The 21319-nt window shown below is 41.2% G+C and carries 26 protein-coding genes; 5 read left to right on the top strand and 21 right to left on the bottom strand.

Annotation, left to right across the window (positions count from 1 at the left end):
- Positions 1-115 precede the first annotated feature (115 nt).
- Positions 116-319, top strand: coding sequence for a hypothetical protein (locus Q9Q97_RS11960; RefSeq protein ID WP_306157263.1), 204 nt, complete (start codon positions 116-118; stop codon positions 317-319).
- Positions 320-740: 421 nt separating this feature from the next.
- Here the strand turns inward: Q9Q97_RS11960 and Q9Q97_RS11955 are convergent, their stop codons facing one another.
- The 21 genes from Q9Q97_RS11955 to Q9Q97_RS11860 form a co-directional block, all read right to left on the bottom strand.
- Positions 741-1127: an AraC family transcriptional regulator gene (locus Q9Q97_RS11955; RefSeq protein ID WP_306157261.1), complete on the bottom strand. Its 387-nt coding sequence runs from the start codon at positions 1125-1127 to the stop codon at positions 741-743.
- A 193-nt stretch (positions 1128-1320) separates the two neighbouring features.
- Entirely contained in the window at positions 1321-1506 is a 186-nt protein-coding gene (locus Q9Q97_RS23275; protein ID WP_371878214.1) for a hypothetical protein, read from the bottom strand.
- 89 nt (positions 1507-1595) lie between these two features.
- Positions 1596-1877, bottom strand: coding sequence for a hypothetical protein (locus tag Q9Q97_RS11950; protein ID WP_306157260.1), 282 nt, complete (start codon positions 1875-1877; stop codon positions 1596-1598).
- 173 nt (positions 1878-2050) lie between these two features.
- Entirely contained in the window at positions 2051-2371 is a 321-nt protein-coding gene (locus Q9Q97_RS11945; RefSeq protein ID WP_306157258.1) for a hypothetical protein, read from the bottom strand.
- 53 nt (positions 2372-2424) lie between these two features.
- Entirely contained in the window at positions 2425-4467 is a 2043-nt protein-coding gene (gene ligD, locus Q9Q97_RS11940) for a DNA ligase D (RefSeq protein ID WP_306157256.1), read from the bottom strand.
- A 142-nt stretch (positions 4468-4609) separates the two neighbouring features.
- On the bottom strand, positions 4610-4789 hold the full coding sequence (locus tag Q9Q97_RS11935) for a DUF3606 domain-containing protein (protein WP_306157254.1): 180 nt from the start codon (positions 4787-4789) through the stop codon (positions 4610-4612).
- Between the two features lie 39 nt (positions 4790-4828).
- Positions 4829-5053: a hypothetical protein gene (locus Q9Q97_RS11930; RefSeq protein WP_306157252.1), complete on the bottom strand. Its 225-nt coding sequence runs from the start codon at positions 5051-5053 to the stop codon at positions 4829-4831.
- 451 nt (positions 5054-5504) lie between these two features.
- Positions 5505-6596, bottom strand: a complete 1092-nt coding sequence (locus Q9Q97_RS11925; protein WP_306157250.1) for an L-dopachrome tautomerase-related protein — start codon at positions 6594-6596, stop codon at positions 5505-5507.
- A 98-nt stretch (positions 6597-6694) separates the two neighbouring features.
- Positions 6695-7267 (bottom strand): Crp/Fnr family transcriptional regulator, encoded by a 573-nt coding sequence (locus Q9Q97_RS11920; protein ID WP_306157248.1) that lies wholly within the window; start codon positions 7265-7267, stop codon positions 6695-6697.
- Positions 7268-7360: 93 nt separating this feature from the next.
- Positions 7361-7666 (bottom strand): putative quinol monooxygenase, encoded by a 306-nt coding sequence (locus Q9Q97_RS11915; protein ID WP_306157246.1) that lies wholly within the window; start codon positions 7664-7666, stop codon positions 7361-7363.
- Between the two features lie 139 nt (positions 7667-7805).
- Entirely contained in the window at positions 7806-8831 is a 1026-nt protein-coding gene (locus Q9Q97_RS11910) for a Gfo/Idh/MocA family protein (protein ID WP_306157244.1), read from the bottom strand.
- A 318-nt stretch (positions 8832-9149) separates the two neighbouring features.
- Positions 9150-9719 carry an NAD(P)H-dependent oxidoreductase gene (locus Q9Q97_RS11905; RefSeq protein WP_306157242.1) on the bottom strand — a complete coding sequence of 190 codons (570 nt, stop codon included), beginning with the start codon at positions 9717-9719 and terminating at the stop codon, positions 9150-9152.
- Positions 9720-9799: 80 nt separating this feature from the next.
- Positions 9800-10621: an AraC family transcriptional regulator gene (locus Q9Q97_RS11900; protein WP_306157240.1), complete on the bottom strand. Its 822-nt coding sequence runs from the start codon at positions 10619-10621 to the stop codon at positions 9800-9802.
- Positions 10622-11224: 603 nt separating this feature from the next.
- A complete protein-coding gene (locus Q9Q97_RS11895) occupies positions 11225-12031 on the bottom strand; it encodes a DUF4382 domain-containing protein (RefSeq protein ID WP_306157238.1) in 807 nt (268 codons plus the stop codon).
- Positions 12032-12858: 827 nt separating this feature from the next.
- Positions 12859-13989, bottom strand: a complete 1131-nt coding sequence (gene chrA / locus Q9Q97_RS11890) for a chromate efflux transporter (protein WP_306157237.1) — start codon at positions 13987-13989, stop codon at positions 12859-12861.
- Between the two features lie 120 nt (positions 13990-14109).
- Entirely contained in the window at positions 14110-14415 is a 306-nt protein-coding gene (locus Q9Q97_RS11885) for a DoxX family protein (protein WP_306157235.1), read from the bottom strand.
- A 183-nt stretch (positions 14416-14598) separates the two neighbouring features.
- Entirely contained in the window at positions 14599-15678 is a 1080-nt protein-coding gene (gene arsB, locus Q9Q97_RS11880) for an ACR3 family arsenite efflux transporter (protein ID WP_306157233.1), read from the bottom strand.
- Between the two features lies 1 nt (position 15679).
- Positions 15680-16294, bottom strand: a complete 615-nt coding sequence (locus Q9Q97_RS11875) for a low molecular weight phosphatase family protein (RefSeq protein ID WP_306157231.1) — start codon at positions 16292-16294, stop codon at positions 15680-15682.
- Between the two features lie 41 nt (positions 16295-16335).
- Positions 16336-16809, bottom strand: coding sequence for a DUF6428 family protein (locus Q9Q97_RS11870; RefSeq protein WP_306157229.1), 474 nt, complete (start codon positions 16807-16809; stop codon positions 16336-16338).
- Positions 16810-16843: 34 nt separating this feature from the next.
- Positions 16844-17332: a GNAT family N-acetyltransferase gene (locus tag Q9Q97_RS11865; RefSeq protein WP_306157227.1), complete on the bottom strand. Its 489-nt coding sequence runs from the start codon at positions 17330-17332 to the stop codon at positions 16844-16846.
- 10 nt (positions 17333-17342) lie between these two features.
- Positions 17343-17675 (bottom strand): helix-turn-helix transcriptional regulator, encoded by a 333-nt coding sequence (locus Q9Q97_RS11860; protein WP_306157225.1) that lies wholly within the window; start codon positions 17673-17675, stop codon positions 17343-17345.
- Positions 17676-18005: 330 nt separating this feature from the next.
- On the opposite strand from Q9Q97_RS11860, the gene Q9Q97_RS11855 reads away from it, so the two are divergent.
- The 4 genes from Q9Q97_RS11855 (at position 18006) to Q9Q97_RS11840 (ending at position 21216) form a co-directional block, all read left to right on the top strand.
- The gene (locus Q9Q97_RS11855; RefSeq protein WP_306157223.1) at positions 18006-18830 is read left to right on the top strand and encodes a helix-turn-helix domain-containing protein; all 825 of its coding nucleotides are present in this window, start codon (positions 18006-18008) and stop codon (positions 18828-18830) included.
- A 420-nt stretch (positions 18831-19250) separates the two neighbouring features.
- Positions 19251-19727: a Dps family protein gene (locus tag Q9Q97_RS11850; RefSeq protein WP_306157221.1), complete on the top strand. Its 477-nt coding sequence runs from the start codon at positions 19251-19253 to the stop codon at positions 19725-19727.
- Positions 19728-19811: 84 nt separating this feature from the next.
- Positions 19812-20177, top strand: a complete 366-nt coding sequence (locus Q9Q97_RS11845) for a cupin domain-containing protein (RefSeq protein ID WP_125721101.1) — start codon at positions 19812-19814, stop codon at positions 20175-20177.
- A 217-nt stretch (positions 20178-20394) separates the two neighbouring features.
- On the top strand, positions 20395-21216 hold the full coding sequence (locus Q9Q97_RS11840; RefSeq protein WP_306157220.1) for an alpha/beta fold hydrolase: 822 nt from the start codon (positions 20395-20397) through the stop codon (positions 21214-21216).
- The last annotated feature ends 103 nt before the right edge of the window (positions 21217-21319 follow it).

Raw genomic sequence — 21319 nt, 5'->3', positions numbered from 1 at the left:
AGGCAGGCGCGTTTCGGGTGCCCGCTGTGGGATGCCAGCCAGTTGCTGTCTGCTGCTTTTTTTATTCAGACTTCTTCATTTTGTTCTTTCCGGCAGCCGCATGTGCTAACTTAGCATGGAATTCCAGTTAAGAAATGCAGGTGGGGTTCTCCAAGGATGGAGAGTGGTCATGCTCTCCACCAGCAGCACGCCAGAAAACATCAAGATCTGCTATGCTTTGGGAGCTGATATTTATGCTGTGAAGCCCAGCTCGTTCCAGAGGCTAAAAGAACTGCTTTATGATGTCCTGACCCGGGAGTGGAATAAAAAAGACCTGTAAAAATCTTTCCTTATTTGAAAGTTAATTTATAAAAGCGCCCCAGAATATATAGAAACCTGCCCGATGCCTAGGAATAATTTCTGTCTGGTTTATTAAGGCTGCTCTAGTCTGTAAGCTCATTTAAAGAGACAAGATCCAGATAACAAAGCAGCAGCATGGTCTCCATTATACGGGTCTGGCATCGGGTCTGTGGAAAAAAACAATCCGTCTGGTTTTTTTACAAGATGTGCAAATTTACGCAATTAGATGGATCTTTTTTACTGAATTAATGCTTTCTGCAGCAGCAGGAAGAAGCCTTTGCCCGCAGCTCTTTAGCCCTGTTTTCCCGGTCAGGGTATGCTATTTAAAGCCGGCAGCCATGATTATAGTGAAATTAAAGAGCAGGACTGGGATTTATTGACTGAAATGCAGGGCTGATTTTTCAGCGCCTTCCTGTAAAATTCTTTTTTATTATTTCCCTGTACTTAAAGGGCGTGAATCCGGTCTGTCTCTTGAAGAAACGCTCAAACCCGCTTGTGCTTTTAAAGCCCAGTTCGGAGGCGGTAAAAGCAATGGATCTTGAAGTGTCAAAAAGTTTTAATCTGGCCCTGCGGGCAAGCTCTAAAGATATGAAGCCTTCTGCGGATAAGCCGTTCTGCTTAAAGATCAGGTCTTCAAAATATTCATAATCCATGCCAAGCTTTTCTGCAAAATAGCTTGCCGAGGGGATGCCCTGAGGCGCAGTTTTTTCGCAGCTGTAATATTCTTCGATAAGATTCTTCATGGTGCGGCCCATATCAAGGGCTGTCTGGCTTTTTTCTCTATGCATCTCAATTTTTTATTTTTCTAGCCACTACGTGAAGCCCCGTTATTCCAAATCAGGTTCAGGCGTTTAATGATCTGCGTCTTCGGCTGGATCTCACAAAGCCGCCGGCTTTTTCCGTTTTAGGGTTCCTGCCTTACTGTCTCCGGTCGCGGATTCTGGTTTTGATTTTGCGCTCCCTGTAGTTTTTCCCTTATATTCATATAAAATCCTTCTGGTTCCAGAATGCCGGGCAACTATCAATTGGGCCTTTGTAATTGTTTATGGCCGAGTAGCAGCTCTTGAGAAAAAGCTCCGAATCGGTTATTCTGGCCCACGGCTTCCACAGCGCCTCCTTTGGAGACGGGAAGGCTTCAAAATAACGTTTTATCTCTCTTGGGGCCATAGGATAAAATTAGGAAAAAAACAAAAACCGGTCAAGGCTTTGGATGGGGCAGTTGTTTTGTTTTTTTATATTTTTTTGAGCTGTCCAAGCTATCCGCCGCACATGAGCGATAACGAACTGACGAAGTAATATTCTGCGCCGGATTCCGGCGCAGAAGGATTTCCGCTTCTATCGGGGCTAGGGAGCCCGCTTTGTGCCGTCTGACTTTTATGATCACTTTTACGCCATCGACAATAATAGGGCAGCTTATTGGCAAAAAAGACGGGTTGTCCTGCAAAACCTGTCTGCAGGTTCACAATAACCATAGCGGGATTAATTTGGCCGCCCATCGAACTGGTCATATCGGCAATTACCGCATTGCTATTTTTCATGTCGATGATAAAGTCCTGAAGATTGCAGTGAGCACTGTATCTTGAATTATGAAAATGTTAAACAGCTTTCCCGCGGCTATATTCCAGCCGATCAGCTTTGGGTTTTGTTTTGGCGCTGCGCCCGGATTTCCCATATCCGATGCCCAAAACACATTATCTGCGGCCATGAGAGTTTATTCCAACCATCCAAGCCTGTTTAAAATAAACCCTTCCAGCTCCTTGTCAGCAGCGGCATCCCGCTGGGCAGAGGTAAGTATCTTACTGTAAAGAACAATAAAATTTTCAGACAGGAACACGTCCAGCGCATCCAGGCACTCCATTAAATCCGGCTGCGATGTCTGCCAGAGCGTTCTTCGTTCGCCGGAAATATCCTTCAGCACTAGAGTGTACATTTCCGATGAAGCTTGGGAATGCTGGTCTGGGATGGTGATGGCAATTTCAAAATCGTTGTCCTGATCATTAAAAGAGCCGGTAAGGAAATAGCTTGTGGTCATAACGGGTGTTTTGGTTTATAAATGTTCTAACTTATAGCTGCAGGGACAGTTCTTTAAAAAAAGAGGCTCTGTGCTTTGGCGACTGCTTTTCTCATGTCAATTCCCTTTTGCAGCGCCCCTTTAAAAATATCCCCTTGAGCCCTCATGCGCGCTATGGAGTTCTCAATGGTGAAATCCTTAATCTCCAGCCCTTTTCTGACCTCCTCCCAGTGCAGGGGCATGGAGACCGTGGCGCCCGGTTTTGGCCGCAGCGAATAAGGGCAGGCGATTGTGGCGCCGGGACGGTTCTGAAGGAAGTCCAGATACATCTTCCCGCCGCGGTTTTTGATCTGGCGCTCCAGGCTTGTGAATTCCGATAGCTGTCCGTGCACGATCGAAACGATCATTTTTGCGAACATCTGGGACTGGTCATAGCTGTATTTGGCGCCAAGGGGAATGTAGATATGGATGCCGGTGGAGCCTGAGGTTTTCACGTATCCTGTGATGTCCAGCGCGTCAAGGATGTTTTTAACCTCGCAGGCGGCCTCTATGACCTGCCCGAAAGTATTCTGGTCCGGGTCAAGGTCAATCACGCAGTAATCGGGATTGTCGGGATGCTGCACGCGGCTGAACCACGGGTTCATCTCAATGCAGCCGAGGGATGCCATGTAAAGCAGGGTTTTCTCATCCCCGCCTACAAGGAATTCTTTTCCCTCACCGTCACTGGTCGTGTAGGGGAAAGTCTCTGCCCACTCAGGGGCTTTTCCCTTCACGTCTTTCTGGTAGAAGCTCTTGCCGTTTATGCCCCCGGGGAAACGGTTAAGCGACAATGGCCGGTCTTTAAGGTATGGAAGGATGAATTCGGCCGCCTTGTAGTAATAGTTGAACATATCGCGTTTGGTGTAACCGCTTTGGGGCCAGTATACTTTGCTCAGGTGCGAGAAGGTCATGTTCTGTCCTTTGATCTTTTTGGTCTGGGTCTCTTCAGTCGGGTTTAACAGTGTCTTTGGACCGCCTGCTTTTGGGGCGGTAAGGGGAGAGGTAACGGGTGCCTTCGTTTCTGGGTCATTGTCCTTTAAAACCGCCCCCGATTCCGCTTCTTTCTCCAAGGTTACATCGGCCGCTTTTTTATCGCTTCGCATCCCTTCAAAGGATGGGTGGCGGAAAACCCCGTCGGATGTGATCTCGGCGTAGCTGACCTCGCAGACCAGTTCGGGTCTGAGCCAGACCGCCTTTGCATGCGGCGGGTTGGGGCGGAATCGTGAGGGCTTGTTGATATCGGGCTCCGAGGCAAAGGGGATGGTCTTGGTGATAAGGGGCGCGAACTCCTGCATCATTTCTTTCTGCATCTTATCGGTAAAGCCTGTGCCGACCTTGCCGGCATACTGAAGGGTTCCGTTCTGGTAAAAGCCCAGCAGCAGCGAGCTGAAGAGTTTGGAGGAGTCCTCGTTTCGGGTATAGCCCGCGATAACCACTTCCTGGCGCCTCTGCGCTTTTATCTTCAGCCACTGCCTGTTTCGGCTCTCTGGGATGTAGAGGGAATCCTTTCTTTTGGCCATGATCCCTTCAAGTCCGATTGCGCTGGCGGTCTGAAAAAAATCAATGCCGCCCTCAAAGCTTTGGCTCAGGCGTATGCGGTCGTCATCTTTAGGCAGTATTTCTTTTAAAATGGCCTGGCGCTCTGTAAGGGGCAGCTCCATGAGGTTTATCCCATTGTACCAGAGAATGTCAAAGGCATAATAGACCAGATGCCCGTCCGCTTCGCTGCGCCAGTTCTGCAGCGCGCTGAAATCCGCCTTTCCGTCTTCTTTTAAAACCAGTATCTCCCCGTCAAGCACTGCATTGCTTTTCCACTTTTGCAGGGCCTGGGTGATAGGGTAATATTTGCCCGTAAAAGGCTTGTTGTTTCTGGAGGCCAAAGATACTTCGCCTTTGTTTATATAGGCCAGGGAGCGGTAGCCGTCCCATTTGACCTCAAAGCTCCACTGCGTGTCATCAAAGGGCGCGTTTACCAAAACTGCCAGCATGGGTCTGATGCCCTCTGGCATGCTTCCTGGCGTACCTGCTTTTAAAAGCGTGTTGATTTGCGCTGTCTTATTATCTTTTTTCTTTCCCATGTGTGCTGTCTTTAAATGAGTGGTAAATAAAGCCCTGACGCCTCGGGCTGTTTTACTCTTAGATGTACTGTATCATTCAGGCAAAAAATCCCCGAAACATCTGTTGGCATGCCGGGGATCAGGTTCTTTTTATTGGCTAGTGCTATTTTGCGCGCAGCACGCGTGCTACGGCGTCGGCTGAGTTGCCTGCCTCATCTACTGCCCTTTGGAGCTCTTCGCGGCTGACATTGAATTTCTCTGTCCAATACGCGACCTCGTGGTCCTCGTTCATATTGATGCGGGAGCGGTCCTGCTGTCCTTTGTTTTTTAAGTCGTCGCTCATGATACTTGATTTTGAATTAATAATTCTTTTTGCAAAAGGTTAGGTGTTTGTACTTCTGCCCGAGCGGGCATCTGTCGGGTCATCGCTGCCGCTTTTTTCATTGCGGTCCGGGTCAGTGCCTGCCTCATCTGTCTCATCGATATCGCCCCAGTCTCCGGTGTTCTCGCGCCTGGCATCTTTATTTTTATTATCCTGAGCGGCCAGCATCTGGTGGTATGGGCAGTTTTGGAGCTCTTCGGGGCTGAAATTATGCGTGTTTTCCATGGTTTTTGATTTTAATAATTAGCAGGGTTAAAATTAGCAGGTTAGCTCGATTTAAGCTTACAGGAAAAAGCGCGGAGTTTATGTAATTATCATCTTGGGGGCGGGGTGCGTGATGATAGTTTTTGGGATTATTAAGAAAATGCTTGATGGGGTGGTAAAGCAATATTCAATTCTACAAATATTTCAGAGGATATGAAATGATTGTACTGTGTAAAGCAGAATTGTCTTTCTTTAGCTCTATAAATTTCAGTTTGAGTTTTAATTGATTTGCTAACGTAAAATATAGATAAAGTTAAGAGTCCATTTTAGCCACTTTATTTTATATAATCTCATCATTAAAGTGAAGGGAATATGTAAAATTCGCCTTAGCTTTTTGTGTAATAAGATATGAAGTCCAGCTTTCAATGACCGGAATGCAGGGTTGCCAAAAGCGAATGCAAAAAATACATTTTTAATCTATCTTCATTCTGAAAACGTAGTACGGCGGTCTGCTTGCATCTACTCCATTATTAAGCAATGGCAGATGGTGCAGCTGATTGGCTACGATATACAAGTATCCTTTATATAGGGCCACACCGTCAGGCCACGAAAGCCTTTTGTCTGCTAATAATTTTTTATATCCTTGCGGACTGCTTACTCCTACAGCATTTTCCTGAACGTCAGTTACATATATATTGCCATTTTCACCGACTTTAAATCCGTCTGAAATTGGCTTGTCGGCATAAAAGGAAATGTATTTTGCGAGCGATTCATTGGAGAGGCTTTCGTCAGCCAGCACTGAGGAGGGGATTTTATAAATTTTCTTTGCGCCCATGGCTCCAAAATATATAAAATTATTTTCCTTGTCTATTGAAATTGGATTCAGACCGTTTCGTGGCTGCATGGCTGTGCCGTCTGCCTTTTTATGGATCACTTTTATGCCATCGACAATAATCGGGTCGCTAATTGGCAAAAAGGAAGGGTGGTCCTGTAAAACGCGTTTGGCAAAACCTGTATTCAGGTTTACAATAATCAGAGCCGGGTTAATTTGGCCGCCGATTGAACTGGTCATATCGGCAATTACTGCGGTGCCATTTTTCATGTCGATGATAAAGTCCTGAAGAAAGGAAGTTGCAGTGAGGACCGTATCTGGAATTATGAAAACTTTAAACAGCTTTCTCGTGGCAATATTCCAGCCGATCAGCTTTGGATTTTGTTTTAGCGCTGCGCCCGGGTTTCCCATATCCAATACCCAAAGCATATTATCGCTGCTTACCTGGATCCCTATAGTGCCGCTGACGCCCTTATTGCTGGAATTGGGCTGCATTACCCATTCTTCCTCGGGAAACGGAACTGTAGATCCGTCCGATAGTATTTCCCTGACCATATGCTTTGAACTGACCAAAGCAGACATAGTGATAAAAATGCGCCCTTCAGGGGATACGGCAATATTCCCAGGCCTTTCGCTAGGGAATTCAGCAACAACTTCCAATTTGCTTTGTGCAAAAACATGCGCGGATAATAAAACTGACGCAGATAGCAGAAAATACTTGATTGTATTCATATTTGTATTGTTTAAAATTAACTTTACAAATTTTAAACAATTAAGAATGCTGAAAGATGAGGCATATCAATATTTTAAAGTGACCTAAATCACACCTGCTATCCTTTAAGCCTACTCAGTGTCTCCCTTGTCATCCCTAAGTAAGAAGCCAGAAGTTTTTTAGGTACTCGGTGAACCAGATGAGGAAATTTTTTTACAAGATTATTATAACGGGTCTCGGCTGTTTCGTTCAGCAGCGACATGATGCGCTGTTCTAAGGCAATGTATCCGTAGTGTGATTTCACTCTGAAGAAATTTGACATTTCAGGTATTTCATGGCAAAGCTTTTCCCTGTCCTCAAGTCGGATGCAGAAAAATTCGGAGTCTTCGATGCAGTCGATAAACATAGTGGCCGGCGTTTTGTTTTGATAGGCCTTGAAATCGCTGGTCCAATATTGTTCCATTGCAAACTGCAGTATATGCTCTTTGCCTTCGCTGTCAATGGCATAGGTTTTTGACAGCCCCTTAATTATCCAGGCTTTGTAATGCACCAATTCATCCTTCTGCACGAGAAATTGATGTTTTCGAAGTTTTTTATATACAAAGCATGCAGCTATTGTTTCCCATTCCAGATCGGTTAAGGGGTTAACCTCCTCGATGTGTTTTCTCAGCAGGCTATAGTATTCTTCCATGGTATTTGATGCGATTGAAAAATTAATTGGCCAAATATAATGAAAAAGCTGAAGTGTACACTCCAGCTTTTCATTTATAGGCATCTTTGAATTTTACCCTGCTATTTTGGTCATTCTGTACAGCGTGAAATCTGCAATCCATCTGGCAGCGCCACTGGCTTGGAATTTTTTTATTGCCTCGCCCTGCATGTGGGCTCTCCAATCTTCTTCACTGGCCCATGTTTCAACAAAAACCAGTACTCTGGGATCATCTTTTGACTGATGCAGTTCATATCGTATGCATCCTTTTTCCTTTAATGTCTCAGTGACAAGCTTTTCTTGTTCGCGGCGAAGATTTAGTTCTTCATTCTGAAGGGCAATTGCTGTTGCAACGATTGTTATCTCTGAAGTTTTTTCCATTATTGTTTTTTTTAAACTAATTTCCCTCTGCCAATAAGATTCTGATTCCTACATACGTATTCTGGATGACTTCTTGATCCTCATTCAGTTATATTTCAGATTAAATGGGGCATATAAGGGATAAGCTTAGTATGGTTTATTACTCTTGAATGCTGTTAGATATACTATCCAATATAAACTGGGTATCTTCAGCTTTTTTTATCACCGATTCGATGGTTTGCCCGTTTTCTTCAAAAATAAGCTCCGCGAAATTTTCTATCATGTGAACGGTTTGGGCCTTGCCGGTCGGGGAATCAACATATTCAAACTCTTTAGGGGTTGCCATTCCTTTGCGAAGAGTGTAGCCCGCGATATGGTTTTTATCATCAAAGGCAAATCCTTTTGACCAGTCCAGAACAAAATCATCCATAGTTATAAGGCCCTCAGTACCTAGAAGGTCCAAATCCATAATGCAGACCCCTGCATTGTAGCCTATATCCCAGTTTGAGATTGGATTGCCCTTGAATTTAATCATCCCAGAACCGCGATAAATGGCATTGGTTTGCGGATCACGCTGTATGAAAGTCGTGATATCCAATATTTCGCTTGCGTTGGGCATATATTCTACTATAGCGCGTGCAACATACCACCCCATATCACCGATAGCGCCTAAAGGCTCCAGTTGCGTATTGTATCTGATGTTTGTGCGGTCAAGAAACGGAAAGAAGAAAGAGGTGTGGATTCCTTGTATAGTTCCAATCTGTACGGCTGCATTTTCCTGAATTTTTTTGGTTCTCGGATGATGGGTGAAGTGGGTGGCATCCATGAATGCTACTTTGTTTTCCCTGGCAGAGGCCGAGATGCGCTTAAGGGACTCAAAGTCCGCAAAGGGCTTTTCCACCAGTATGTGCTTTCCTTCTCTGGCGGCCTGAATTGCAATCTCTTCTTTGGCAGAAGTCGGAACACCTATATAGACGGCGTCGACATCACTCGAGGCAATCATTTTTTTCCAGTCATCGTATCTGGAAGCTATTTGATGCTGGTCGGCAAAATTGTTCAGTGTTTCAGGGTCCCTTCCAGAAATTGAAGAAATCGCAGCATTCGATGCCGCATTGATTGCCTGGGCTGTTATATTTGAAATCATACCGGTACCAACTATACCGATTCTAAGTTGTTTTGATTGCATTTTTTATTGTTTTTAATTTGATGTAAAATTCAGATTTTGAATCTTCACAGCAGATGACCTACATCACGAAATTAAATTGACATACATCACACTTGGATTTATGGGCTGAACATTTTGTCGCTGTCTCTTTGGAGGAGTTCGCTGCCTAAATGCTGATTGCTGTCTTTCATCCTCATCGCATGCATTAAGTTTTTTGGACGGGTATCTTTCAGATTCGATCTTCAGATACTTGAGTCAGTTCTCAATTGATGCATCAAGACTCAAGCCATCCCTTTAAACAACCTTTTTCTGGTTCTGTTTTTCATCACAGTCTTATTTTTAAATCGACGATAAGATTTGTCTGGTCCACCCTTCAATATTTTCAGGACTGGGCCTGTCGGCTTTTTCAAAAAAGAAGTGGTTTTTTATTTCAAATCCGCAATAGCCGTATATGCCAGTATCTGAGGTGAGAGATAGCGCTTTGTCCATGCCTATGGCATTGTATTCTTCATGGGATTTTCCATGGGTATTGATAATCAAGGCCTGCTTGCCTTTTAGAAGCCCTTTTTGGACGCCTTGGTCGTAGCGGTACGCAAATCCATAGCTGAAAACTCTGTCAATGTAACCTTTCATAATCGCTGGCAGGCCAGTCCACCAGATTGGGTGTATAAATGATATGCAGTCTGCCCATTCTATTAGGCGCTGCTCTTCCTTTACGTCATCTGTTACCTGCCCTTTTCGCTGCCCATACATATCGGAGAGCGAAAGGCTGGGACTAAAATTTAATTCGTATAGGTCCCTTACTACCACTTCATGGGAATTTTCCTGAAGATGTTTAGCCAATATGTTCTTGAAATGGCCGCTTAAACTTTCCGGGTTGGGATGGGCATAAATAATCAAATGTTTCATTTTCTTTACTTTTATATGATTTAACATGACAAAAGTAGAAGGGATATTGGAGGTAAAATTGTATGAAAACGAAGCACAGATTATGATACCGGGTTGCAGATGTCCTGCTGGAGCTTCAAGTACTGGTTTGGAGTGAGATTCAGATAATGTCTAAAATCGTGTATAAGCTGGCTTTGGTCATAATAGCCGCACTGTTCAATGACTTGAAACCATTCAACGCTGCTGCTGCCTGCTACCGTATTTTGAATAAGTTTGACTGCATTTAAGAAGCGATGGTATCTGTTTGCTTCCTTGGCACTGTATCCAAAAATTTTTTTATGATGCGATTGAATGCTTCTTTCGCTCTGCTGGGTATGCTGCGCAACAGACTTAATGGGGTTGTAGATGCTGGCCTTAAAATTAACCAGCAGTTCTGATGTACTGTTTTTTGCGGCCAAATACGGCCGGCAGAATTCAAGGATGAAATTAATCCGGTCATTTTGATCATCAATTTGCCTTAATTTCTCCCATAAGGCAGAAAAGCAGTTTTCAATGCCCAAGTCATCCGGATTGAATGGTACATGGCCGCTTAAGATTACTTTTCCGAAAAATCTGTAAAATGCGTCGTCCTTAAAATTAATAACCAAGATTTCAGAACCTGGCTCTAATCTGTATGGGAGAGCCTGCTTGACAGGGCCTAAAAATAGATAACGTCCAACTTCTATTTCGTCCCCTTGGTTTGCTTTAAAATAAACCGGTTTGCCAAAACTAAACACGAAAATGGTTTGAAAGTTTGGAAGCAGCGTTTTTGCTACCGCCTTTTGGGTATTGTTTTTAGCAAAATAAAAATGGGTAAAAACATCCTCAAACTCTTTTGTGCTGGGAATTCTATAGCTATTGTATTTTGGATCGATTGGTTCCATACATTTCAATATTGGTACTAAAGTACAAAAAATCACCTTACGGGCTGACGAATTTGCACCAAATTTGGATTGGATATAATGCCTTTATATGCCAGGAATAACCACTTGTTGGTAGCAGTTGGACAAGTAATACATTTATATAGGACAACAGTTAATGAAATTATTCGCAAAATTCTAAATTATATTCTACAATTAACCGCTGATAATTATTTTAGCACTATTTTGAAAGATGTTAATTTTTGTTTAGCTCATTCAAGGTGTTCATATCCTGTTAAGTTATCGAACTACAAATATTATATCTTAATTGGTTTAGATGTCCTGTCGGGATTGATCAAAAATCTATTAAAATACCCCATATCTTAACAAGTTGTTCTTAGACATTTTTATTATTTGTAACAGACAATCTAAAACTTTTTGAGATGAAAATTGTGCTATTTGCATCTAAATTTAAAAATCGAAACATCTATAAAATTTGCATTAGCTTTTGTAGCAGAGAAGGTGTCAAATTTGATGAGGCAAATGTAAAAAATGCGCCAATTGATTTCAATTAACGCATTTTTGCTTAAAAAAATAACAAGCAGTATTAGCTGTTTTTCTCTTTTATTATTTTAGTGTTAAGGTATTCATGTTAGTAATCTGGCCATTCACGACCACTACATTAGGAACAACCAAAGCTGGCAATTGCGAAGCAGCATCTGGCGTAATGGTTACAGAATACTTCCCAGCCGCGATACCGTTTAGCTGAAACGCTCCTGATTCATCTGTATAAGCAGAAACAGTTGTGTCCCCAACCTGAACCGATATTACAGACTGGAAGCTGAAAGGCGTAATTATTCCTTTGATAATCCCAGATGCAGCAGCCGTGGACACTCTGATTACAGGATGCAGATTGTAGCCGCCGGAACCGCCTGCTTCTACAACAACGGAATGCTCGACATCAAAATCAAGTAAAAAATCATACGTTACGCCAGCTGTCAAAGTTTGGTTTACTTTTAATTTTAAGCCAGACTCCTGCGCGCTTGGCGTTTTTAAAGGATAAGTCACGCCGTCTTTAACAACAGTGTTCTTATCTCCAAGAATTAATCGCATCTGGCCTAAATATCCAGATGGAACTTCGTTCTCTGCCAAAAGCACATTTACACCGCCAGTTAAATCCAATAAATTATATATTCCCGGTTTAATATTTCCTATACTAACCCAGCCATCTTCGCCAGTTTCAGAGCTGCTTTTAATTCTAACGTCCAATACTTCAACGTTTACCTGATCGTAATCACCCGGTGCATCTGTCATTCGCACGCTTACTTTTGATGTCTGCGGCCCATTATTACCATCACTGCTGCACCCTGTAAGCAATAGGGTAAATAATGAAGCCAAAAGGAAAATTCTACATTTGGTGTTTGCTTTTTTCATTAGTTTCTTCTTTTTTTAAGTTAGTTAATTAATAACGCATTTCAAAATTGGTTTAGTATGTTAATTATGCATGTGTAGGATGTCTTAATGGAATATTAAGGAAAATGATATTAACATAGCATCTGAATGTCAAAATATTTTAATAACTGGACGCTGCAATTGGAAATGGAAAAGAGGCTCGCTAATGCTGGAAGTTAATCTTGCATGTGTGGGTTGAAGTTTTTTAGAGCTTTAGTATTTCTCTTTAATAGTATTCCAAAAATGGGTATATTTGTCTTGTAACCATCAAAAAAAAAACTTTTTATGCAAAACCGAAAAAATAAAATACTCGGGAGCGTCCTGTCTGTGCTTGCTGCTTTACTGCTTAGCGGCTGCAGTGCGCATATCCATACCTCCTCAGGCAAGGTGCCTCCAGGGCAGGCAAAAAAAATGACGGGGGATAAAAGCGCGAAAGCCTATGCTCCAGGACAGCAGAAAAATAATTAGAAGCCGCACTTATTTATAGCAGGCATATAGGCATTGCAAAAAGCCTATGGTCTAAGCCCTTCATTTCGAAGCTGGGATTCCCGGCAAAGCCCTATAAAGCCGCTCGCAATAAAGAAATAGAGCGGGCTAAAATTACGGATTGGATTTAAGTTTGCAGCCTGGTGATTTTGTTTTTATTTGCTGCTCTGCAGGGACGCTTGTTTATAACTTTTTTAGCAGGACAATTGTTCATCGTTTAAAAAGGAATATTTTTGGCACTGCAGATTAGATACTTGAAAAGCAAGGCATTTATTAAGACATTATTGCACACAATATTTAGTTTTTATGCCTTTGTGCCACAGCTACAGATAAGCCAAAAAATAGCCTAGAACAGCGCCCAGTATAACCACTAGGGCGCTGTTTATTTTTTTTAGCTTAAAAATGGCAATGCAGCTGATAGCGGCAATTGCAATAGTACGCCAATCGGTAATGGCTTCATTTGCCATGGCTAGGCATACGGCAGCGATAAGCGCTATAGAAGCCACATTAACAGCATCCATAAACACGGCCAGTCCTTTTGAAGTGCGCAATTTTTTCATCAGCTGATGAAGCAGGGCAACAAAAATAAAAGACGGCAGAAAAATTGCAATGGTTGAGATTGCCGCTCCCGAAAGACCATTGATCTGATAGCCGATAAAAGTTACTGATGAGAACAGCGGCCCGGGCGTAAACTGGCCAATTGCAATGGCATCTATAAGCTGCTGTTTTGTGAGCAGCCCCTTTGCAGCGAGTTCTGTATCTAAAAAGGCAAAAAGAACATATCCGCTTCCGTAAAGAATGGCACCTATTTTAAGAAAGATTAAAAAAAGTTTAGAATCTACCCCTGACCAAAAGGCAGTTTGAGGTATAGCCATCAAGGCAAATGGAGTAAAACTTTGCAGTTTGTCTGTTCTCATTTTTTGAATGTAAAAAACAGCAGATGCAAGCAGGCCTGATCCAAACAGCAGACAAATTTCGTTAATTCCTAAAATGGATGCAGTAAGGACAGTTATTGCGATTAGACCCAAAAGTAAAGATTTTATCGATTTTACGGCTAGGGGATAAACTGCCCCAATAATTATGGCTATGACTGCCGGTTTGATTCCGTAAATGAAAGGCTGCACTTGTGGGAGCTGTCCATAGCTGCGGTACAAATAGGCAAAAAATCCTGTGATAAGAACCGCAGGCATGATAAAACAGAACCCGGCGACAAGAAGTCCTTTCCAGCCTCCTTTTATATAACCGATATGGATTGCCATCTCGGTGCTGTTGGGGCCGGGAATAAGGCTAGTTGCTCCAATCAGATCCAGAAAATGCTGCTCGGCCATCCATTTACGTTTTATAACCACTTCCTCGTGCATCATCGCAATATGTGCAGCAGGACCTCCAAAGCCAATAGTTCCCAGCTTTATGAATACTTGAAAAATTTCTTTTAGATTTGCATTATGCTCCATTTTTTTTACTCAAATTCTGCCATGGACCACCTCCCGGCACGTTTAATAAACAGAAACTATTTTCAAGCATCGCCCGATCGGTACGGCTTACATGCACCATTTTCCAAGAGCCTTTATTTATTAATAAATATTTTGCATTTGGAATCGTAAATGTCTGTAATCATTGTGGCTACAAGAGGAATGCTTGTTAATTTTGCAGTGAATTCGATCAGAATAAGAAATGCCGCAGAATATTTCAAACCAGCCCTCGAAGATTCCTAATAATTCAGATTCTGGCAAGCTTATTTTTTGTAAGCGCTCTGCGTCAAGAAGGAAAGAAAATAAATATTTTTGAATCCCTTCTGAAAGGAAGACAATGCCAACCATAAAACGAATCAGCAGTGTAGTTTCTGGCCCGTCTGTCTGAATTATTTTTTCGTATATCATGATGCCTTTTATTTTTGCTTATTTTAATTTATACTCAAAAAAACATACTGTTTTTATCCAATGTCTTATTAAATAACAAACACTTTTTCAGGAACAGCAGCTACAATATAAAAAAGTATAAACACTATTTCGAAATCTGTGGATTTTGTTGTCTGTTTTCTGCATAAGGCTGCGTAAGAATAATTACGAATTCTTAGCGGTTTTGTAAAAATACTTTGACCTAAACCAGAATGCAAGGTTTACTAATGCAATTAAGGCCGGCACTTCTACAAGAGGTCCTATTACTCCAGCAAATGCCTGCCCGCTGTTTATACCAAACACACCGATTGCCACAGCAATTGCCAGTTCAAAATTATTGCCCGTAGCGGTAAAAGCCATAGATGCAGCTTGTGAATAATCAGCCCCAAAATATTTTCCTGTAAAAAAACTGATGATAAACATCAAAGTAAAGTAAATCACAAGCGGCAAGGCAATGCGCACAACGTCCGTAGGAATCTGAACAATCAGTTCTCCCTTTAGACTGAACATTACAATGATTGTAAAGAGTAAAGAAATAAGAGTAATTGGCGAGATTAAAGGCATATACTTGTTTTTGAACCATTGAGAGCCTTTCAGGGCTGTCAGAGTATAACGGCTTATGATCCCCAACGCAAAAGGAATCCCTAAATAGATGCCCACACTCTCGGCAATCTGTGCAATGCTGATGTTTACCTCAAATCCATCACATCCAAAATAGGGAGGCAGGATGGTTATAAAGATATAAGCATAGACGCTGTAAAACAGCACCTGAAATATACTGTTAAGTGCAATAAGTCCTGCAGCATATTCCCTATTACCGTCTGCCAGATCATTCCATACCACAACCATTGCTATGCAGCGTGCCAGACCAATAAGGATTACCCCAATCATGTATTCTGGGTATCCGTTCAAAAACAGCAGCGCCAATAAAAACATTAAGACAGGGCCTACAATCCAATTTAGGAATAATGATGCTCCCAAGACTTTTGTATTTTTGAAAACCTGCCCCATCTGCTCATATTTTACCTTTGCCAGCGGCGGGTACATCATCAGGATGAGTCCTATTGCCAATGGAATGTTTGTTGTCCCGCTGGAGAAGGAATTGATAAAATCCCCGCTTGAAGGAATAAAGTATCCTATTGCTACGCCTATAGCCATAGCAAGGAAGATCCAAAGGGTTAAAAATCGGTCAAGGAAGCTTAATTTTTTGCGTCCGACGACTGGTGTACAGTTATCTGCTGACATTTTATTTTTTTATTTGTGAGAATACGTAAAACATTTCAGCTCCTATCTGCAGGCTACGCTCCAGATAAGTTTCTTTCTGCTGAGACGTTCCGTCAGAAATTTTTGGATCTTCAAAGGTAATCGGCATTCTTTTCTCGGCACCTGCAATAAACGGGCATCCGCCATCAGCCTGAGAGCAGGTCATAATTGCAGCGAATCCGCTTTCAGGATTGAAGTCATCATCATAGGTTTTGGAAAAACCGATGACAGGAAGTTCATCAGCTGAATATTTTATTGAATAAACTGGGTTTGATCCTTCTGAAAGAGTCTTAATCTTAAATCCCGAATCCTGAAGTGTCTGGGCAGCCATAGGGAACAGGGCAGTAGCTTCAGTCCCTCCTGAATAGCAGGAAACATTTTTTATGCCGTAATAGGCAGCCGCAGTCTGTGCCCAAACTTGCGACAGATGACTTCTTCTTGAATTGTGTGTGCAGATAAGGTTTAGTCTGGTATCCAGCTTACTGTCCACTTTAGTCTGAATAAAGTCGATTAATGGCTGCAGGACTGCTTTGCGATCTTCAGAGAGCTGCTTAAAATCAAATGATTTAACGGTATTCTCAATTTGAGGATATAGCATAATTTTTTAATATAATGGTTTAGTAGTTATCTATTTAAAAGTTAGCAGCATCCGCCGCCAGGAGTGCATGAATTGGCATTATCATTATTTAACTGGGATAATTTCACTTTAGGCTTATCAGATGGAATACCGCACTGTTTCTGAGCAAGACATGCTGTCTGTTTATTAAGCAAAATGAAGTTCAGCCCGTTAAAATCTAAATCGTATTTACCGATCGTAGTGTTCTGGTACTCCACTTCAATTTCATGATCTTCAATTCCCAATACTTTTTCTGAGAGCTCAATGATGTGGATCAGTTTCTGAGGTTTCAGCCTGTGCTCATAGTCATTGGCATCCCAAAGCTGGAAATTCACAACAGTTTCCTTTCTTACCGTACCGCCGCAGTCGATGAAGTTTTTGGTAACCAAGCCTACTTCCGTTACATGAAAATATTCCGGTACAAATGTGCCGTCCGGCAGCTGAAAATTTACAGCTTCCACTGTTTTAAGCACTTCTTTAATTTCTGAAAGTTTCATAATTTTTTATATTTAGTTATACTATATTTTTTTATTAAATAATAACGGAACTTCTTCTTTCAAGAAACGCGGTATTTCTCCAGATACCGTTTTGTTTTCCGATTTTCTCCCTTATTCCAAGTATCCTGAAACCTGCTTTTTGATGAATGCGAAGACTCGCCTTATTCTCAGGAAATATTCCTGCCTGAAGTGTCCAGATTCCTTCTTCTTCTTCACTCTGTCTGACAAGCTCATTTAAAAGGGTAAGCCCGATTCCTTTTCCTGAATGGGAAGAATCTACATATACGCTCACTTCCGCAACCCCTGCATAAACACAGCGGGAAGAAACAGGAGAGAGAGCTGCCCAGCCGATTATAATATTATCATCCTGTAATATAATTCTGCAGGATTCCAGATGTAAATTGTCCCATTCTTCCCATGAAGGTGCGCTGTTCTGGAAAGTGGCATTGCCGGTGTCTATTCCTTTTTGATAGATTAATTTTACCTGATCCCAGTCTTGAGGTGAAAGTTTTCTTATTTCCATATTTTTACAGTTAACAGCATTCGTTTCGCTTTTTTGCCAAATGATCCGATATATGCTCAAAAAAAACTTTTATCTTCTCAAGCCCAGGTTCATTGATACAGTAGCAAATAGAATTCCCCTCGATGCTCCCTTTGATTAGCCCTGCATTTTTCAATTCTTTCAAATGCTGAGAAACTGTAGGCTGCGAAAGTGGAAGTTCATTTACAATATCCCCGCAGATGCAGGCATCCACTTTTAATAGATATTCCATAATAGCAATACGGGCAGGATGCCCTAACGCTTTTGCTAAAATAGCCAGCTCGTTCTGGCTTTCGGTAAAATGATCTGTTTTTGTTGCTCCCATTGCTTTATATTTATATTGCAATATTACGATAATAAGTTTATATAGAATGAAAATTATCCTAATATTTAAGCTATCGCAAAAAGAATGGACCAAACTCTGAATCAGTTATGCGGCAATTGCGATGAAAGTCTATTGTATTTTTATATTGAATATCAAATATTAAGTAAGTGGGCACTATGTGAAATTTTATCTGGCTGGCTTGCTTTTTTGGATAGGAATTTCAATACTTTTACTTATTTATTATACTGCTAAGCAATAATAAAATATGCCGGATAGCAGCGTTATCCATAAGTATAGAAAGGTTAAACAATTGATAGTTAAAATTAAAACATGTTAAAAAAATTCTCGTATAAACAGTTCGGCAATTTACAATTCACAAAACAATCCTTTGAAGACGGCCGATTTAATTCTGTGGAAGAGCATATCAAAATTTTATTTTTGCCAAAAAATGCCATTATACAAGTTGATTTCCAGGAGATCGAGATGAAATCTGATTCCTTGCTGTTTATTAATCCCAAAGTGGTGATAAAGCCTTGCGAAACTAAAGACGGCCAATTATTGCATTTCAATAGGGATTTCTACTGCATAGAAATTCACGATCAGGAAGTAGCCTGCGACGGAATTTTGTATAATAATGTATTTGAAATTCCATTCATTGCTTTGAACGAAAATCAATCTGAGGATATTCAGAAAATAATCAGGGAAATTCAATTTGAAATGAAAAATGAGGATGCAAACACTGAGGAAATGCTTCGTATACTGTTAAAGCTCATCATACTGAAATCGACCCGTATCTGGAAACACCAGCACCGATTAGCTGAAGAAAGCCAGCAGGCTGATGTGCAGTTTTTACGGAAATTCAGCAAACTAGTCGAACAGCATTACAGGACTCTGCATACGGTTGCGGATTATGCCGATCTGCTATTTGTGACTCCCAAGAATCTCAGCAAGAAAATCGGACTTGTCAGCAAGAGGACTCCCAACGATATTATTAAAGAAAGAATCGTTCTTGAAGGCAAAAGGCTCTTGGCACATACACAGATGACGGTTAAAGAAATTGCCTATAGCCTGAATTATGAAGACGATGCTTATTTCATTCGTTTTTTTACAAAAAACACGGGACTGTCCCCAATTTCATTTAGAAAACAGTTTTAACTATACAAAGCACGGCATTCAAGCCGTGCTTTTTTTATGCAAATCATTAAAAAGGCGCCAGCAGGCGATTTTATCAAATAAAAGGAAAGCGTATCCAAAAGAAAAATGTGCCCATTATATTTCCGGAACTTGTGATAATCTTCGCAGCAGTAAACGATAAGCGCTGTTTAATTAAGCAAATCTTTATAGGGAAGTCTGACCTTTTAGAAATATTAATTTACCTAATAAAGATATTTTGCCCCTTATTAAACTTATAGGTTTGCCAAACGCTATAGCAATCATGAAAATGGTTGAAAAACATTGCAATGGACATTCTTTACAATAAAGGAAAAAAGTGCAGTCCAAAGAGAAATGCGTCCATTGATGCGTCTCGGGTTTTGGAGAACCTTTGCATCATCAAATAAAAAACACTAATTAATTATGAAAACCAATATTGGAATATCGGAAAACAACCGCCAAAATGCGGCTTTGGAATTATCAAAAATACTTGCCGACGAATCTGTACTCCACACGAAAACGAAACAAGCACATTGGAACATCGAAGGAAATGATTTCTATGACAAGCACAAACTATTTGATGAGCAGGCAAATCAAATAGCTGAAACAATTGATACTGTTGCAGAACGTATCCGCACTTTGGGTCATTTGGTGCCTGCAACTTTAAAAGCATTTTTGGAACTGAGTCGTCTGACTGAAAACGTTCCGACTGAAAATGACAGCCAGAGTTTAATAAGCGAACTCCTTTCTGCACACGAAACTATAATCACCCATTTAAGAGCAGACATCAATCTTTTTGACAATGATTATGAGGATTTAGGAACTAGCGATTTCATCACTGGATTGATGCAGGAACACGAAAAAACAGCTTGGATATTAAGAGCACATTTAAAAAAATAATAACAAAGAAATTAATTAACATTAAAAAATAAACAGATGAAAACGCACAAAAAATTTTTATGAGGAGCTGTTGCTTTCGCAGGCCTGACTGCATTTTTAACTCCAGAAACCGCTTTTGCACAGCAGTCAGGAATTAGCCGCACCAATCTGCAAAGACATGATATTTCGGTTTTGGGATATGAAACTATTCAGGCTCGGATAGACTTCGAAGCACATTCCGCTTTTGGGATGCATAACCATCCGGGTGAGGAACTGATTTATGTGCTGGAAGGCACATTTGAATATCAGATTGAAGGAGAAAAACCCATTATTCTTAAAGCTGGTGACGTACTTTTTGTCCCCGCAGGAAAGAATCATTCAGCAAGAAATATAGGTCATGTTAAAGCTTCGGAGCTTGCTACTTACATTGTGGAGAAAGACAAGGCTCTTCTTGTAATGAAAAATAAATAATCCCAGTAGAATTTGAAAGTCTTGCTTGCGGTTATTCTTCACATCTGATTGAAACAGACAGTGGACTTAAAAGACAAATGGCATTCTTCAAAAAAAATAAAAATTTAAAGCAAGGGAAAAAAGTGCAGTTCAAAGAGAAAGCCATCCATTGATAGACGCCCAGATTAATCTCAACTTTGCCTTATCAAAATAACAGTAACATTAAAATATAAACAAGATGAACAAATTTACAGTAAAAGACGGAACAGAAATTTATTTCAAAGATTTAGGAGCAGGACAGCCAATTTTCTTTCACCACGGATGGCCGTTGTCATCTGACGACTGGGATGCTCAAATGATGTTTTTCCTAAACCAGGGATACAGAGTTATCGCCCACGACAGAAGAGGCCATGGAAGATCCACTCAAACATATAAAGGAAACGACATGGACACGTACGCACAGGATGTAGCTGAATTGACTGAGTTTTTAGACCTTCATAATACAATTCACATTGGGCATTCAACAGGTGGCGGAGAAGCCTTGCGCTACGCAGCCCAGTACGGAAAAGACCGTGTATCAAAAGTGGTTCTGATCAGTGCAATTACTCCGTATATGATTGCAGACGATAGAAACCCAAATGGTGTGCCATTGGCTGTGTTTGATGATATCCGATACAATACTTTACATAACAGACAGCAATTTTACCAAGACCTGACTGTTCCTTTTTATGGCTACAATCGTGAAGGCGCCAATGTAAAAAAAGGAATCCAAGACAACTGGTGGAGACAGGGAATGATGGGCGGCATTAAAGCGCAATACGATTGTATCGAAGTTTTCTCTGAAACTGACTTTACTGAAGATCTTAAAAGTATTGATGTTCCTGTATTGGTTCAGCATGGTGATGACGACCAGATCGTACCTTATGAAACAACTGCTGTAAAAGCGGCCGAACTTTTGAAAAAAGGAAAACTGATTATTTATCCTGGATTCTCACACGGTATGCCGACTACTGAAGCGGAGACGATCAATAGAGACATTTTGGAATTTATCCAGTCATAAATCCAAGAAAGGGAAAAAAGTGCAGTTCAAAGAGAAAACGATCCATTGTCCCTTCCTGCGCTTTATCCCAACTTTGCAACATCAAATAACAACAACCAAATTA

The organism is Flavobacterium sp. DG2-3 (genome assembly GCF_030730925.1).
Lineage (GTDB): Bacteria > Bacteroidota > Bacteroidia > Flavobacteriales > Flavobacteriaceae > Flavobacterium.
Note: the sequence above shows the minus strand (reverse complement) of the source record. Positions and strands in the feature narration are given on the sequence as shown.